Source organism: Chryseobacterium viscerum, from assembly GCF_002899945.2.
In the GTDB taxonomy this organism is placed as follows: domain Bacteria; phylum Bacteroidota; class Bacteroidia; order Flavobacteriales; family Weeksellaceae; genus Chryseobacterium; species Chryseobacterium viscerum.
The window spans coordinates 320,719-336,345 of the sequence record NZ_PPEG02000004.1; the positions used below are offsets into that span (position 1 = coordinate 320,719).

At 36.2% G+C, this 15,627-nt stretch carries 16 protein-coding genes; 8 read left to right on the top strand and 8 right to left on the bottom strand.

The genetic code is table 11. The annotated features are described in order from the left end of the window. Positions 1-146: 146 nt before the first annotated feature. Entirely contained in the window at positions 147-3,005 is a 2,859-nt protein-coding gene (locus tag C1634_RS10745) for a M16 family metallopeptidase (RefSeq protein WP_109738454.1), read from the top strand. A 63-nt stretch (positions 3,006-3,068) separates the two neighbouring features. On the opposite strand, the gene C1634_RS10750 is transcribed toward C1634_RS10745, so the two are convergent. Further along, positions 3,069-3,653, bottom strand: coding sequence for a DUF3109 family protein (locus C1634_RS10750; RefSeq protein ID WP_103231799.1), 585 nt, complete (start codon positions 3,651-3,653; stop codon positions 3,069-3,071). A gap of 6 nt (positions 3,654-3,659) precedes the next feature. Beyond that, the gene (locus tag C1634_RS10755) at positions 3,660-4,565 is read right to left on the bottom strand and encodes a DUF6427 family protein (protein WP_103231798.1); all 906 of its coding nucleotides are present in this window, start codon (positions 4,563-4,565) and stop codon (positions 3,660-3,662) included. Positions 4,566-4,607: 42 nt separating this feature from the next. Here C1634_RS10755 and C1634_RS10760 point away from each other — a divergent pair, with 42 nt between their 5' ends. Beyond that, a complete protein-coding gene (locus tag C1634_RS10760; protein WP_103231797.1) occupies positions 4,608-4,841 on the top strand; it encodes a DUF6341 family protein in 234 nt (77 codons plus the stop codon). An 83-nt stretch (positions 4,842-4,924) separates the two neighbouring features. On the opposite strand, the gene C1634_RS10765 is transcribed toward C1634_RS10760, so the two are convergent. The 6 genes from C1634_RS10765 to C1634_RS10790 all read right to left on the bottom strand — a co-directional run bounded on the left by C1634_RS10765 (position 4,925) and on the right by C1634_RS10790 (position 8,583). Continuing rightward, positions 4,925-5,362, bottom strand: a complete 438-nt coding sequence (locus tag C1634_RS10765; RefSeq protein WP_103231796.1) for a universal stress protein — start codon at positions 5,360-5,362, stop codon at positions 4,925-4,927. Between the two features lie 59 nt (positions 5,363-5,421). After that, complete coding sequence (locus tag C1634_RS10770) at positions 5,422-6,027, bottom strand: fumarylacetoacetate hydrolase family protein (protein ID WP_109738392.1); 606 nt, start codon at positions 6,025-6,027, stop codon at positions 5,422-5,424. A gap of 11 nt (positions 6,028-6,038) precedes the next feature. Further along, the gene (locus C1634_RS10775; RefSeq protein WP_103233429.1) at positions 6,039-6,599 is read right to left on the bottom strand and encodes a hypothetical protein; all 561 of its coding nucleotides are present in this window, start codon (positions 6,597-6,599) and stop codon (positions 6,039-6,041) included. 8 nt (positions 6,600-6,607) lie between these two features. Continuing rightward, positions 6,608-7,006 (bottom strand): putative signal transducing protein, encoded by a 399-nt coding sequence (locus C1634_RS10780; RefSeq protein WP_103233428.1) that lies wholly within the window; start codon positions 7,004-7,006, stop codon positions 6,608-6,610. Between the two features lie 2 nt (positions 7,007-7,008). Beyond that, positions 7,009-7,773 carry a 3'-5' exonuclease gene (locus tag C1634_RS10785; RefSeq protein WP_103233427.1) on the bottom strand — a complete coding sequence of 255 codons (765 nt, stop codon included), beginning with the start codon at positions 7,771-7,773 and terminating at the stop codon, positions 7,009-7,011. A 96-nt stretch (positions 7,774-7,869) separates the two neighbouring features. Next, positions 7,870-8,583, bottom strand: coding sequence for a CDP-alcohol phosphatidyltransferase family protein (locus tag C1634_RS10790; protein WP_103233426.1), 714 nt, complete (start codon positions 8,581-8,583; stop codon positions 7,870-7,872). A gap of 89 nt (positions 8,584-8,672) precedes the next feature. Here C1634_RS10790 and C1634_RS10795 point away from each other — a divergent pair, with 89 nt between their 5' ends. From C1634_RS10795 to C1634_RS10820, 6 genes are all read left to right on the top strand, one after another. Continuing rightward, positions 8,673-10,601, top strand: a complete 1,929-nt coding sequence (locus tag C1634_RS10795) for an LTA synthase family protein (RefSeq protein WP_109738393.1) — start codon at positions 8,673-8,675, stop codon at positions 10,599-10,601. A 172-nt stretch (positions 10,602-10,773) separates the two neighbouring features. Next, the gene (locus C1634_RS10800; protein ID WP_103233424.1) at positions 10,774-11,193 is read left to right on the top strand and encodes a DUF2147 domain-containing protein; all 420 of its coding nucleotides are present in this window, start codon (positions 10,774-10,776) and stop codon (positions 11,191-11,193) included. A 100-nt stretch (positions 11,194-11,293) separates the two neighbouring features. Continuing rightward, positions 11,294-11,791 (top strand): RNA polymerase sigma factor, encoded by a 498-nt coding sequence (locus C1634_RS10805; RefSeq protein ID WP_103233423.1) that lies wholly within the window; start codon positions 11,294-11,296, stop codon positions 11,789-11,791. A gap of 2 nt (positions 11,792-11,793) precedes the next feature. Next, positions 11,794-12,411: a hypothetical protein gene (locus C1634_RS10810; RefSeq protein WP_103233422.1), complete on the top strand. Its 618-nt coding sequence runs from the start codon at positions 11,794-11,796 to the stop codon at positions 12,409-12,411. 101 nt (positions 12,412-12,512) lie between these two features. Next, on the top strand, positions 12,513-13,493 hold the full coding sequence (locus C1634_RS10815) for a pyruvate dehydrogenase complex E1 component subunit beta (protein ID WP_103233421.1): 981 nt from the start codon (positions 12,513-12,515) through the stop codon (positions 13,491-13,493). Positions 13,494-13,606: 113 nt separating this feature from the next. Further along, positions 13,607-15,601: a KUP/HAK/KT family potassium transporter gene (locus C1634_RS10820; protein WP_103233420.1), complete on the top strand. Its 1,995-nt coding sequence runs from the start codon at positions 13,607-13,609 to the stop codon at positions 15,599-15,601. The last annotated feature ends 26 nt before the right edge of the window (positions 15,602-15,627 follow it).

Sequence of the window (15,627 nt, forward strand, 5' to 3'; positions counted from 1 at the left end):
TAATGAAAAATTATTTTGAATAAGATAAAATAAACAATTCGCGTTCATTTTGTAATATTTAAATTTTTTAACTTGAATTTAACCGTATGGCAAAGGCCTACTTGTAGGGAGAATTGATATTTTTGGAGGGTCAAAAAATAATGCAGATGAAAAAAATATTATCTTCGTTTTCAGTCATCTTCCTGATGTCTGTAAATGTCTATGGACAGAATATCCCTGTGGATCCTTCTGTAAAAATAGGTACTCTTTCCAACGGAATGAAGTACTACATCAAAAAAAATGTTTTACCCGAGAAAAAGGTAGAATTCCGTCTGGCGATCAATGCCGGATCTATTCTTGAAGACGAGAATCAAAGAGGATTGGCTCACTTTATGGAGCACATGAACTTCAACGGAACCAAAAACTTTCCAGATAACAAATTAGTAGACTTTTTACAGTCTATTGGAGTAAAATTCGGGCAGCACCTTAATGCTTCTACCGGTTTTGATGAAACAGTTTACATGCTTCCTGTTCCACTGGATAAGCCGGGAAATCTGGATGCCGGACTGAAAGTGATGGAAGACTGGGCATTTAATGCAACACTTTCTGACAAACAGATCGATAAAGAAAGAGGAGTCGTACTGGAAGAACTGAGATTAGGTCTTGGACCAGATAAGAGAATGATGGATAAATACCTTCCGAAACTTTTATACAAATCTCAGTATGCAGAGAGACTCCCAATCGGGAAAAAAGAAATCATTGAAAACTTCAAACCTGATGTGATCAGAAAATTCCACCAGGACTGGTACAGACCAGATCTGATGGCAATTATCGTAGTAGGAGATATCAATGTGGATGAAATTGAAAAAAAGATTAAGGATAATTTCAGCAAATATAAAAACCCTTCAAAATCTAGAGAAAGAAAATCTTTTGACCTTCCAAATCATAAAGAAGCACTGGTTGCTATTGAGACAGATCCGGACGCTACAGGCTCCGGAGTACAGTTTATCATCAAAGATTCTGAAACATACAAACCGGATGTAACGGTCCAGCAATACGATCAAAGCCTTGTAGAAGGTCTTGTGAATATTATGCTGAACAGCAGATTGGCAGAACTGGTTAACTCAACAAATCCTCCTTTTACGTATGGTTCGGTATACCACGGAGGAACTTATGCAAGAACAAAAGAAGCATTTCAGGGATCAGCTGCTACAAAAGATGGCGATCAGCTGAATGCACTGAAAGTCCTTTTGGAAGAAGTGGAAAGAGCAAAAAGATTCGGATTTACCCAATCTGAACTGGATAGAGCAAAAGAACAGTTGCTTTCTTCTTATGAGTGGGCTTACAACAATAAAGATAAGAACCAAAGTGGGGATCTGATTGACGGATATGTAGGTAATTTTCTAAGACAGGATCCAATCCCTGGAATTACCTGGGGATATGAACATATTAAAAAAGTACTTCCAGCCGTAGTACTGGAACAAACCAATGGAATTATCAAAAAGCTGGTAAAGGATGACAGCAGGGTGATCGTAATTACAGGCCCGAAAAAAGATAATATTAAAATGCCAACAGAGGCAATGGTTCTGAATACATTCGATGCTGTGAAAATGGCTGACCTTAAACCTTATGAAGAAAAAACTAAGGCTGAAAGCTTAATAAAACCATTCAAATCTGAAGGTAAAATTGCAAAAACAGAATCAGATGCTAAGCTGGGGACTACAACCTGGACATTAAGCAACGGAGCTCAAGTTACTTTTAAGAAAACAGATTTTAAAGATGATGAAATTGCTTTTGCAGCAGTAAGCCTGGGAGGAGTATCAGTTATTCCGGATGCTGATTATCATAAAACACGATTTGCCTTCGATGCTTTGCTGGAAGCAGGAATTGGCGGGCTTTCCAAGACAGATCTTACGCATTATCTTGCTGGAAAACAGGTTTCTGCAAGCTCTTATGTCGGAGGTCTTACAGAAGGCGTTTCCGGAACAAGTTCGAAAAAGGATCTGAAAACGGCTATGGAGTTGATCTATGCATGTTTTACAGACTTAAATTACAACCCTGATGCATTCAATGCTTATAAGACAAAGAAGTCTGCAGCACTGGCTAATGTAGATTCAGATCCGGAATATTATTTTTCTAATGAATATGCCAAATTTATCAATCAGAAAAATCCGAGATTTACCGGTCTTGAACCTACCGAAAAAGATTGGGCGAATACAGATTATAAAAAAGCATATGATATCTACAAACAGAAATTTGCCAATGCAGGTAATTTCCACTTCTATTTTGTAGGAAACATAGATGAAGGGCAGCTTAAAAAGGAAGTACTGCAGTATATTGCATCACTTCCTACCTCTGGAAAATCATCTACATTTAAAGATACAGGTTACAGACCTGTGGAAGGAGGATATACCAAGGTATATAAAAAGGGAAAAGAACCGAAGAGCCTGGTAACAATCTCGTATAGCGGAGAAGCTCCTTATAATGAGAAAGAGGCTATGGCACTTTCAGCTCTTGGTGAAGTTGCTACGATTAAAGTTCTTGAAAAACTAAGAGAAGAGGAAAGTGGTATTTATGGCGGCGGTGCAGGAGGAAGCTTCAGTAAAATTCCATACAGTGCCTATGATTTTAGTATTAATTTCCCTTGTGGTCCTGAAAATGTAGATAAACTCACAAAAATTGCAATGGGCGAATTACAAAAATTCATAGATAAAGGCCCTGAGCAAAAAGACCTTGATAAATATAAAGAGGGAGAATACAACGAATATAAAACAAGCCTTAAAGACAATGGATTCTGGCTACAGGGGATTTCCCAAAATCAGGTAGATGGTAGTGATCAATATAATATTCTGAACTATCCGGATAAAGTAAAGGCACTTACGGTAAAGGATCTTCAGGATGTTGCCAGAAAATATCTTTCTAAAGGGAGAAGTCTCGCGGTATTAATGCCGGAAGACGGGTTTGAAAACATCCAAAAAGCCAACAGCCCAAAAGAGATTAAAGCAGGTGCAGCTACAAAACAATAAATTCTTATTTCAATTAAAAAACCGCAGAGAAATCTGCGGTTTTTGTTATTTAATGTAAATCGGTTAAGAACCAAATTCTTTTTTCCATTCGTCAGCGACTTCGCTCAGAACATTGTAAAATTCTTCACCATACTTTCTTTTCAATGGAGTCTTCAAAAACTTATAAACAGGAACCTGAAGCTCTTTTCCAAGGGTGCAGGCATCACTGCATACATTCCATTCGTGATAATTCAAAGCGGTAAATGAAGAATATTCTGTAATACGGATCGGGTAGAGGTGGCATGAGATAGGCTTTTGCCATTCTACAGCACCGTCTTCATACGCTTTTTCAATACCACATTTGGTAATTCCTTTTTCATCGAAAGTTACATAAGCACATTCGCGGTCCTCCACCATTGGAGTAACATACATTCCGTCGTGCGGATCAGTAGTCCATGTTCCCTGCTCTTCAAGGGCTTTGATTCCTTCCTGAGTAAGGTAAGGCTTTATTTTATCAAAAATACTGTCCAATACTTCAAGCTCGTCTTTGTCCAACGGAGCTCCTACATCTCCCTCCACACAACATGCACCTTTACATTTCGTAAGGTTGCAAACAAATTCCTCGGAAAAAATATCTTCGGAAATCAATTTATCGTCTATCTGAATCATAATTTTTTAAAATAAATCAAAAACTGTACCTGCTTTGAAGGTCAGTAAACTAATAATAATAAGCCATAAGCTGGCCTCTTTCATCCAGTATTTAGGCAAAAATCTCATCATTCTGCTCAGAATAATGCTTGAAGGAAATGCCAGAAGCATCAGGTATTCGTAGCTTTTATTCATATACAGGATGATGGAAATAAGCTGTGCCATCGAAAAGACCAGCAAGAAAGTATACTTATACCTGCTTATCGGACTTTTCTTATTATAATTTTTAAAATGGTCATATACCGCATAGATCAGCATCAGAATCACAGGGATCAATGGCAGAATCTCGGTATAATCTGTGATCGGTTTCATCTTTCCAAACGGAAAATAATCAATATTCCAGGATGTGAACTGAACGAAATACATCACAGAAAAATAACTGAATGTAATCAGGGCGATTCCGAGCAGGAACCTGAAAAGATTCAATGCAATTTTGGCAGAAGTAGCAATCACGTGAATGATTACAAATAAAGCCATCGGCCAGGTCGTAGGAAGGAAAATAAAGTTCAATGCTACAATAGATCCTACCAATACATAGGACTTCTTTCTGATATCTTCATCCGCACTTGTCAGAAGAAGGATAAGAAAAGAGTTAGTAAGCAGCGAAACAGCAATTCCTATATCCAGATTTCCAGGATACAGCCCAAAAATAAAAAAAGTATATAAGAATAATGGCAGATGAGTCTGATAATTAAGGGCAATACTGTGAAAACAAAAATATCCTAAAGCAATTCCCAAAAAAGTTATTCCGGCAACAATAGCTTCATAAGTGTTGAAATTCAGTATGTTAAATATTATTACTACTAAAAGAAGAAAACCAATATAAACAGGAATTGAAAAAATATTGCTTTCTTTTGAAAGTAATTTAAACATTTTTTATAAATTTGTACAAAGTTAATTTAAAAAAGGAAAATAATGACGTCTTTCTTTCTATTCTTAAGTAAAGTTTTCAAATGGACTTTCGGTTTCTTTGAATCATTTGGTAATGTTTTAAACTGGATTCTATTTGCGGTTTGCTGTATATTGTTTACTTATTGGTGCTATGTACTGGTAGTTACACTAGGCGGTGACAAAGATAAAGACTATTATTCTCCAACGGAAGGTAAGAATCCTTACTACGATCCAAAGATCTACAAAAAAGAAGGTTAATTAATTGGTTATATAGTAAAAAACCGATCAAACATTATGCTTTGATCGGTTTTTTTATTACTAACGATTAAAATTTCTTTTTCTTAGTCGTGAATTGGAAGTACAAGAACAGGAATACTTGAGCTTTTCGTGATTCCTTTTGTTAAGCTTCCCACGAATACATCATAAATTCCGCTTCTGCCGTGTGATCCCATCACAATATAATCTGCATTTTTGTCCTTTGCATGTTCCAGAATAATATCTTTGGCAAGTCCTTGTTTTAAAAGATGCTCGCAATCGATATCCTGAGCGATGATTCTTTGCTCAATCTTATTAAGCTGCACCAGCTCCTCTCTGATTTCGTTGGCTTCCACTTCCGGAAAATATTGAAATCCCATATCGCCAATGGCAAAGCCAATATCTGATGGCGCTACATGGATCAGGTAAATTCTGCCGTTAAGCTGTTTTGCAAATTTTATGGCACCGTCTACCAATTGGTCTGTCTTGTCCCCAAAATCTACGGGCAATACAATATTTATCATAACCTTTCATTTTGTTACCTAAAGATAGGAAAAATTTGTCAGAGTCTGATGTTAAATACTTATAATATTCGGATATCAAGGATTTTTTCCTCTTCAAGATAAGCTTCCAAAATATCATTTTCTTCTACTTTTCCAACCCCTTTTGGAGTTCCTGTGAAAATAAGGTCACCTACCCTTAAAGTAAAATACTGAGAAGCAAAAGCAACGATATCATCAAAGTTGAACATCATATCTTTTGTATTACCATCTTGAACCTTCTCTTTGTTTTTCAATAATGAAAACTGAAGACTGTCAAGACTGAAACTTTCTTTTTTAAAGAAACTGCTTACCACAGCAGAACCGTCAAAAGCTTTGGCAAGTTCCCATGGAAGTCCTTTTGATTTTAGCTCACTCTGAAGATCTCTCGCTGTGAAATCTATTCCCAGACCTATTTCTTCATAATGCTTGTGCGCTGTTTCTTTCTGAATATATTTCCCTCCCTTTGAAATTTTTAATACCACTTCCAGTTCGTAGTGAATGTCATTTGAAAATTCAGGAATGTAAAAATCATTTCCTTTTAAAACCGCTGTATCCGGTTTCATAAAAATAACAGGGTTCTCAGGAATTTCGTTTCCTAATTCTTTTGCGTGCTCACTGTAGTTTCTTCCTATGCAGATGATTTTCATAACTTTATTGATTAATTTACTATACCTTTAAAATATCCTTTTCCTTCTACTGTATATTTTTCAGGACCATATCTTCTTTGAACTTTAAGTTCGGTATATCCAAAGATACTGTCTCCCTCTTTATAAGATTCTTTATCCAGAATAAGTTTACTGTCCAAAACTTTATAATATTCTCCTGTATCCAGAAAATCAAAAGGCTTGATGTTGTCTGTATAAGAATACGGTGAAATTTTATATCTGTTTTGTAAAATATCTATTTGGAAACCACCACCGCTAAAACCGTCTCCTACATAAAGTCTTACGGTTAATATTGGATTTTTCTGGATAGAACACTTGTAATATTCCAGGCTCAAGCTATCTGTTTCCATTTTTGTTTTGAAATCATTGGATTTAATGTCTCCTTTGTCCCAAATTGTTTCCTGCTTTTGTTTATCAAATGTTTTAAAAAGAGACCTTTTGCTTAAGCTATGATCAACTTCTACACTGTCCCATACTAGTAAGAACTTTCCTATTATGAAAACAAGAACGCCAAGAACGATGATGAAGAGAATTTTTCCAATCTTTTTGATCATAGTAAGCTTTATTGGCTGAATTCATTCCCGCAATAATAACATTTGAACTTATGACTCGTCAGAAAAGAAATCCCAAAGAAACTGGTTGCGCTGTCATCCCTGTAAATATGATTGGAACCACATTTTGGACATACAAAATCAAACTGAGGATCTTCAATGGTATGTTCTACTTCCAAAGAATACTGTTCATTATCTTTATAATCCTGCAGGATTTGCTGGGCTTTTTCAAGATCGTCTTCAAAAACCTGAAGTTGTATACCGCCAACAGCCTGTGAAAGAAGCCAATCCGACTGAATCAGCTGTTCGTTCGCAATAAAGCTATTGATACTGTTTTCAGCCAATATCTGCTTGTCCCTGTTAGCTTCAAGGGCAGTTTCATAAAATTTAAAGCGAACAAGATCTGACATTTTTAAAATCTGCTTGATAGTTGAATTTTTGTAAAAACTTTCTTAGTGTACAACGGAAAGTCAGCATTCTGAAGCCATCCGTAATATCCTAAATCTTTTTGGAATACTGTTTTCACCCCCTGACCTTTGTATTTTCCAAAGTTGAAAACTTCTTCCATCTTTTCATTGTATCCGATAAATCCGGCAAGATCCGCATTCTTGTTATGAAAAGTGAACTCGCTTAATGGGGCAATTTCATTCGGAATATCCTCATATTTTCCTACCTGAGCATCCAAAACCTCGAACGTTGCCATTACATCAGCTTCTGCAGAGTGTGCATTTTCCAATGTTTTTCCACAGTAAAACTGGTAAGCAGCCCCTAAATTTCTAGGTTCTTTTTTGTGGAAAATAGTCTGTGCATCTACTAATCTGAATTTACTCAGATCAAAATCCATTCCTACTCTTAAAAGTTCTTCAGCCAAAAGTGGGACATCAAATCTGTTGGAATTAAATCCTCCCAGGTCGCTTCCGGTAATCATTTCCATCACTTTTGAAGCAATATCTCTGAAAGTAGGGGCGTCTTTTACATCCTCATCATAAATTCCGTGGATCTCACTGCTTTCTTTAGGAATAAGCATTTCCGGGTTTACTCGCCACGTTTTGCTCTCTCTGGATGCATCTGGATTTACTTTTAAAATACAGATTTCGACAATTTTGTCTTTTCCAATGTTGGTTCCTGTGGTTTCCAAGTCAAAGATACAAAGCGGTTTATGGAGTTTTAAGTTCATGTTGATCATTAATAATTTGAAAATGTGTTCTATTTACAATGAGCTTTTTACGTACTTTATACGTATTTGTGCCTCATATAATTTTTTAATTTCTATCTATTTTAACTGTCCCTGAAAAATAAGAGACACCAATATATAATAAATAACAAGCATCGGGATTCCTACTACCTGAAATAAGGCAAGAATAGCAATGCCTCCCACCAATAATACTATTTTAGGATAGTTGTCCTTCAACTGTTTGGATTTGAATTTCATGGCCATCATCTTGATCGGGCTGATCAGCAGCCATGACGTAAGAAGAGTCAGTAGAATCAATAGCAGTTCATTATCAAATAAAAAGCTGAACGTTCCGGTTTCTTTAAACGCATAATAGAGACCAAACAGTAGAACGGTATTGGTTGGCGTATTCAATCCTTTAAAATAATAACGCTGCTCTTCATCAAGGTTAAAGATGGCAAGCCTCAGACAGGAAAATACGGTAACGATCAATCCGAGATACTTGATTTCAAATGGGAAATGAAGTCCCAAAAGCTCGGTTCCAAATGGCTCAAGTGCTTTGTACATAGTAAGTCCCGGAATCAATCCAAAGCTTACCATATCCGCAAGCGAGTCAAGCTGAAGTCCCAGATTGGAGTTTGATTTTACTGCTCTGGCTACAAAGCCGTCAAAAAAATCGAAAATCGAAGAGAGAACAAGGCAGATTGCCGTTGTCTGATAATCTCCTAAAATTAGATGTATTGCACCTACACAGCCTGCAAATAAGTTAGCCAGCGTTAAAGCATTGGCCAGATTATTCTTTATAAAATCCATAAGCACAAAATTACAGTTTTTAAAAATTCTAACTCAAAATAATCTGAACTAAAAAATGCATTAATATGATTTTGATGTAAATTTGCTCCATGAAATTTTTAAAAGGATTTAGAAAACAGGAACTTCTGGCATTAGTTTACAGGATTTTTCTGGCCTATTTTTTTTATCAGATTGCCAGACTTTTATTCTGGGTTTTTAATAAAGATCTGATTAAAGTTGACTCTGTTTCAGAATATATAAAGCTCGCCTTCCATGGTACGGCTTTCGATACCACAGCTATTTTATATGTAAACGCATTATTTATACTGCTGAGTTTACTGCCTTTGGTCATCAATACAAAGAAAGTTTTTCAAAAAATTCTTTTCTGGCTCTATTTTATCACCAACGGGATTGCTTATGCCATGAATTTCGGAGATTTTATTTATTATAAATTTTCGCAGGCAAGGCTTACTTCAGCAGTATTTCAGGTGGCAGAACACGAGTCTAATGTTTCTCAAACACTGATGATCTCTATCAGACAGCATCCTTTTGTCCTGATCTGGTATGTGGTTTTAATGATTCTGTGGGTTTTCCTTTACAAAAAGGTGAAAGTGGAAGACTCGAAACCTGTGAAACTTCTGCCTTATTTTATTACTTCCATTCTTACTTTGTGTATCACAGCGGTATTGGTGGTTGGAGGAATCCGAGGAGATTTTAAACACAGTACAAGACCTATTAATATGGTGGATGCTACCCGTTTTGTAACAAATCCTCTGCAGGGAAATATGGTGCTTAACAGTACATTTTCCTTTTTCAGGACTTTAAATACCAATAATTTTAAAGAAGTTCATTTCGTAGATGAAAAATACATTGAAGAGAACGTACAGCCTTATAAAGTATATGACAGAAAAATAGAAAACCGTCCTAATATTGTTATTTTCATTGTGGAATCTTTCGGAAGAGAATATTCCGGTGCTTTTAATAAAGATAAAAATATTAAAGATTACGTTTCCTACACTCCGTTTATGGATAGCCTGGCAGGCCAGAGTCTTATTTTTCCCAATACTTTTGCGAACGGAAGACAATCAATTCATGGGATGAGTAGTGTATTGGCCGGCATTCCGAGCCTTACCGATGCTTTTACGGGATCTCCCTATTCCAACCAGAAAATTCAGTCTATCGTTTCGGTTTGTAATGATCTGGGATATGATACTTCTTTTTATCACGGAGCGCCTAACGGATCTATGGGATTCCTTGGATTCGGTAATATCTTAGGATTTAAACATTATTTCGGGAAGACAGAATACAATCACGATGAAGATTTTGATGGGATGTGGGCGATATGGGACGAACCGTTTCTTCAGTATTTTGCTAAGAATGTAGGAAAGAAACAACCTTTCATGACCACTGTATTTACTGCTTCCTCGCATCACCCTTTTAAAATACCTGAAAAATATAACGGGAAATTTAAAAAAGGGAAAATAGAAATACACGAGCCGATGCAGTATACGGATTATTCTATCAAAAAATATTTTGAAACCGCTAAAAAACAGCCTTGGTTTAACAATACGATCTTTGTTTTCACCGGAGATCACACCAACCAGGTGTATTATCCTGAATATGAAAGAGCCATGAACCGTTATGCTGTTCCATTGGTTTTCTACTCTCCAAATCCTGCATATCAGCTAAAAGGTGTCAGTCAGGAAATTGCACAGCAGGCAGACATATATCCTACACTGGCAGATCTGATAGGGTATAACAAGCCGATCAGAAGCTGGGGAAGAAGTTTGGTAAGTGATAAAAAGTATCCTTTCATCGTTGTCAATTCAGATGGAAGCACAGATCAGTTTATGATCGGAAACTATATTTACCGTTTTGACGGAAAAGAAATCATCGGAGTATATAATCAATCTGATCTGAGCCTTGAAAAAAATCTTCTTAATGAGGTTAAAACCCCTGAAGTAGAGCAAGGAAAGAAAACGGCAAAAGCATGGTATCAGGATTATATGGATAGGGTGATTAATAGAAAGCTGAATTAAAGCGAAAGAGTACAACCGTGACGGGTAAATTAGTTTTTTGCCATTCCCCATCTTATCTTTCTGTACCTCTTTATGCTTTGTATAATAAAAGTTTTTGTTTGTTGAAAATTAATTTATATTTTTATCAATACGTAGATAAGAATATTATATTAAAATTAAAACTATAAGAAATATGAAAAAATTATTGTTAACATTCGCGCTTTCTCTGTTCGGTGTACTTACGTTTGCCCAGATAGAAGGAAAGTGGAAAACGATAGATGATGAAACAAAGCAGGCTAAATCTATTGTTGAAGTGTATAAAAAATCAGACGGGAAATATTATGGAAAAGTTTCTCAATTGCTGATAAAACCAGCTGATCCTAATTGTACTGCTTGTAAGGATGACAGAAAAGGAAAACCTATTTTAGGAATGGAAATTATCAGAGGATTGAAAAAAGACGGTGATGAATTTACCGGAGGAACAATTACTGACCCTAAAACAGGAAAAACATACAAATGTACCATTACAAGAAGCGGTGACAAACTGAACGTAAGAGGTTACTTAGGATTATCTTTATTAGGAAGAACCCAAGTTTGGGAGAAAGCTAATTAATTTAAGTTTAAATAGAATTTTAAGACGGCATTTCAGCAATGAAATGCCGTTTTTTTTGGAAAATATTGTAACGAAAATAAAAACGTCCCACTTATAGGATATGAGCACCGAACAGGAGAAAACATTTATCGAATTTTTTAAGCCCAATCAAAGGGTGATTCATAAAATATGTAAAATATATACAGACAATGCCGAAGATCATGAAGACCTTTTTCAGGAGATTACCATTCAGCTGTGGAAATCTTTTCCGGGATTTAAAGGAGAGGCTAGGTTTTCGACCTGGATGTATCGGGTAGCATTGAACACGGCAATTACTTTATTCCGGAAACCGAAGAAAGCTGGGAGGCAAGCTGTAGATATTGATGTTTCGTCTCTTACAATGGAATACGAAGACTATGAAGATGACGAACATAAGCTTAAGAAGATGTATAAAGCGATCTACCAAATGTCTGATGTAGAAAAGGCTTTGATCATGATGTATCTTGAAGATAAACCCTATAGAGAGATAGGAGAAATCCTTGGGATAACAGAAGGAAATGCAAGAGTAAAAATGAACAGGGCAAAAAATAACTTAAAAACCAAAATCACTGCAAAATAAATATGGACGAACTGGAATTACTGAAAAAAGACTGGAATAAGGAATCAGGAGATTTCAAGGAATATTCCGAAAAAGAAATTTATACAATGATAAAACATAAATCTGTTTCCATTACAAAAAAGTTATTCATTATCGGAATAGTTGAAGTTATCTTATGGACGTTGTATAGTTATCTGGACAAACAATTTCCCTATGTAAGAATGGGAATGTTTTTAGTTTTTATAGCAATCATCATCACCTTGTTCCAAAAAATGAAAACCGGGCAGAACAGCATCTCCCTGATGAAAAGTATTTTGAATCTGAGAACACTTATTTTAGGATATGCCTGTATTTCTTTGATTTTGGCTGTTGTAGACGGTATTATTCATTTTGATCACAATACGAGAGATTTTATGGCAGGATTTAAAGATGGATGGAATACAAGACGCCACATGGATGCGGCACTTACAGATCCCAATCAACTGATGCCTGTAACCGGAAATTATATTGCCTTTGGAATTTTTCTGTTGATTGGGTTATTCTTATTGTATATCATCTATAAAATGACCTACGGAAAAATTTTAATGGATCTTAGAAAAAACTATAAAGAATTGAGTAGTCATGAAGAAAAACCGTTTTAAATAAAATTAATATTATGACTTCATCATTCAAATGTGGAGCCTTTTTATGATGTGTATAATAAAAAAACACTATTTTTGTAGTCTAAATTTTTCGAATAAATATGGCAGAATATACTTTTCGTGAGGTAATTGCACAGGCAATGAGCGAGGAAATGCGTAAAGACGAATCCATCTTTTTAATGGGGGAGGAAGTTGCAGAATACAATGGTGCATACAAAGCTTCAAAAGGAATGCTGGATGAGTTTGGTCCTAAAAGAGTAATCGATACCCCAATTGCAGAACTTGGTTTTACAGGAATTGCTGTGGGTGCTGCGATGAATGGTAACAGACCAATTGTAGAGTATATGACATTCAATTTCTCATTGGTAGGAATTGATCAGATTATCAATAATGCTGCAAAAATCCGTCAGATGAGTGGTGGGCAATGGAATTGCCCAATTGTTTTCCGTGGCCCTACGGCTTCTGCAGGTCAATTAGGAGCTACCCACTCTCAGGCTTTTGAAAACTGGTTTGCAAACATTCCTGGTCTTAAAGTAGTGGTTCCTTCAAATCCTTACGATGCGAAAGGGTTGTTGAAAACTGCAATTCAGGATAATGACCCTGTTATTTTCATGGAATCTGAGCAGATGTATGGAGATAAAATGGAAATTCCTGAAGAAGAATACTACTTACCATTAGGAAAAGCAGATATCAAGAGAGCAGGTACAGACGTTACTTTGGTTTCTTTTGGTAAGATCATGAAGCTGGCTTTACAAGCTGCTGAAGATATGGCTAAAGAAGGAATCTCTGTAGAAGTTATCGATCTTAGAACTGTTCGTCCTCTTGATTTTGATACTATTTTAGAATCAGTGAAGAAAACAAATAGATTGGTTATTTTAGAAGAAGCTTGGCCATTTGCTTCTATATCTTCTGAAATTACTTATATGGTACAGCAAAAAGCATTTGACTATTTAGATGCTCCTATCAAGAGAATTACTACTCCTGATGCACCTGCACCTTACTCTGCAGCATTGTTTGCAGAATGGTTCCCTAAGCTTGAAAAAGTGAAAGAGGAAATTAAAAAAGCGATGTACGTAAAATAGTTATAGAGAAAAACTTCCGAAAGGAAGTTTTTTCATTTATTATATTCATGAAGAAAAGTTCTTGACGTCATAAAATTAGTATAAATTTGCGCCTTTAAAATAAATAAGCTGATATGGCAGAAGTTACAGAAGATGGTTATCATTTTGATATAAAGAAACTTTCTTTTATTGGAATTCTAGTGTCTTTAGGAATTGTTTTTGGGGACATTGGTACCTCACCGCTTTACGTAATGAAAGCGATTGTGAATGCGAGATCGCAGGGGAGTAATATGCCATTCAATGAATACATAGAAGGAGCTCTTTCCTGTATTATTTGGACACTTACCCTTCAAACTACGATAAAGTATGTGATCATCGCCTTGAGGGCAGATAACAAAGGAGAAGGAGGTATCCTGGCTTTGTTTTCACTCGTAAGAAACCTTAAGAAAGGGTGGTTATATCTTATTGCAATCGTAGGTGCTGCGGCCCTTATTGCGGACGGAGTAATTACACCATCGCTTACAGTAATGTCAGCCATTGAAGGTCTTGAAATCTATAATCCACACACCCCGGTTGTTCCTATCACAATTGGAATTCTGATTGTCATTTTTGTGGTGCAGCAATTTGGAACCAGCTTTATTGGGAAATTTTTTGGCCCTGTAATGGTGGTATGGTTTTTAGTATTAGGAGGTTTGGGAGTGATGCATTTGAGCGAGAACTTTGAGATCCTAAGATCTTTCAATCCTTATTATGCTTACAAACTTATTGCGAACTCTCCGAGTGCAATTGTTATTTTAGGTGCCGTTTTCCTTTGTACGACAGGAGCAGAAGCTCTTTATTCAGACTTAGGACATTGTGGTGCTAAAAACATAAGAGTAAGCTGGGCATTCGTTAAGGTGATGCTTATTCTGAACTATCTTGGACAAGGGGCATGGCTCTTGACCAACCATAATAAACCTGGATTTTCTGTAGTAAACCCATTCTTTGGAATTATGGAAGAATGGATGATTATACCAGGCGTAATTTTAGCAACAGCTGCTGCAATTATTGCCAGCCAGGCATTGATTACAGGTTCTTTTACAATCTTCTCTGAAGCAATGTCTCTCAACCTGTGGCCCAATCAAAAAATTGATTATCCTTCCGGAGTTAAAGGACAAATGTATATCCCAAGAATCAACTGGGGACTTCTTATTCTATGTATTATTGTGGTTCTGCATTTCAGGGAATCCGGAAAAATGGAAGCGGCCTATGGACTTTCCATTACAGTGACAATGTTGATGACAACCGTCCTGCTGGTCTTCTGGTTACTGAAACATAGAGTAAGCAAGGTTTTGATATTATTCTTCGCATTAGTATATATGGCGATCGAATTAGGCTTCTTTAGCGCCAATATCATCAAGTTCATGGAAGGAGGATGGATTACCGTTGTATTGGCTGGTTCTATCGGAATTTCTATGTATGCATGGTATAACGGACGATTGATCAAAACAAGATTTATCCAGTTCGTGAAAATAGAAAAATACGTGTCTATTCTTAAAGACATGAAGCTGGATGAAACCATTCCGAAATATGCTACCAATCTGGCTTATCTGAGCAGAGCAAAAAGAAATGATGAAGTAGAATCCAAAATTATCTATTCCATTATCAAAAAACAGCCGAAAAGAGCCGATCATTACTTTATTCTAAGCATCGTTAACCAGGAAGATCCATATACCTTCAGATATACGGTAGATGAAATTCTTCCCGGGACCGTATATAAAATCAATTTCCTTTTAGGATTTAAAGTAGACCGAAGAATCAATGATTACTTCAATATGGTACTTAAAGATTTAATGGCTGATGGAACGATTCCTTCAAGAAGCAGCCACCCTTCTTTGAGAGCTCACGAGATACCACCGGATCTTAAATATGTGATCATAGATAATACATATATCAACGATATACTATTAACTGTTAAACAGAAGATTATTCTTAACATTTATAACTTTGTGAAGTATATCGGAAGTGATGACTTTAAGGCTTGGGGAGTGTCTTCTCATAACGTTGAAGTGGAATCTGCGCCGATCACAGAATTAACAGTTTATGATAATAAGATTGAGCAGTCGGGGTATTTCCGTCACAACTCTTAACTTCTGGCATGTAACCATAATATCTA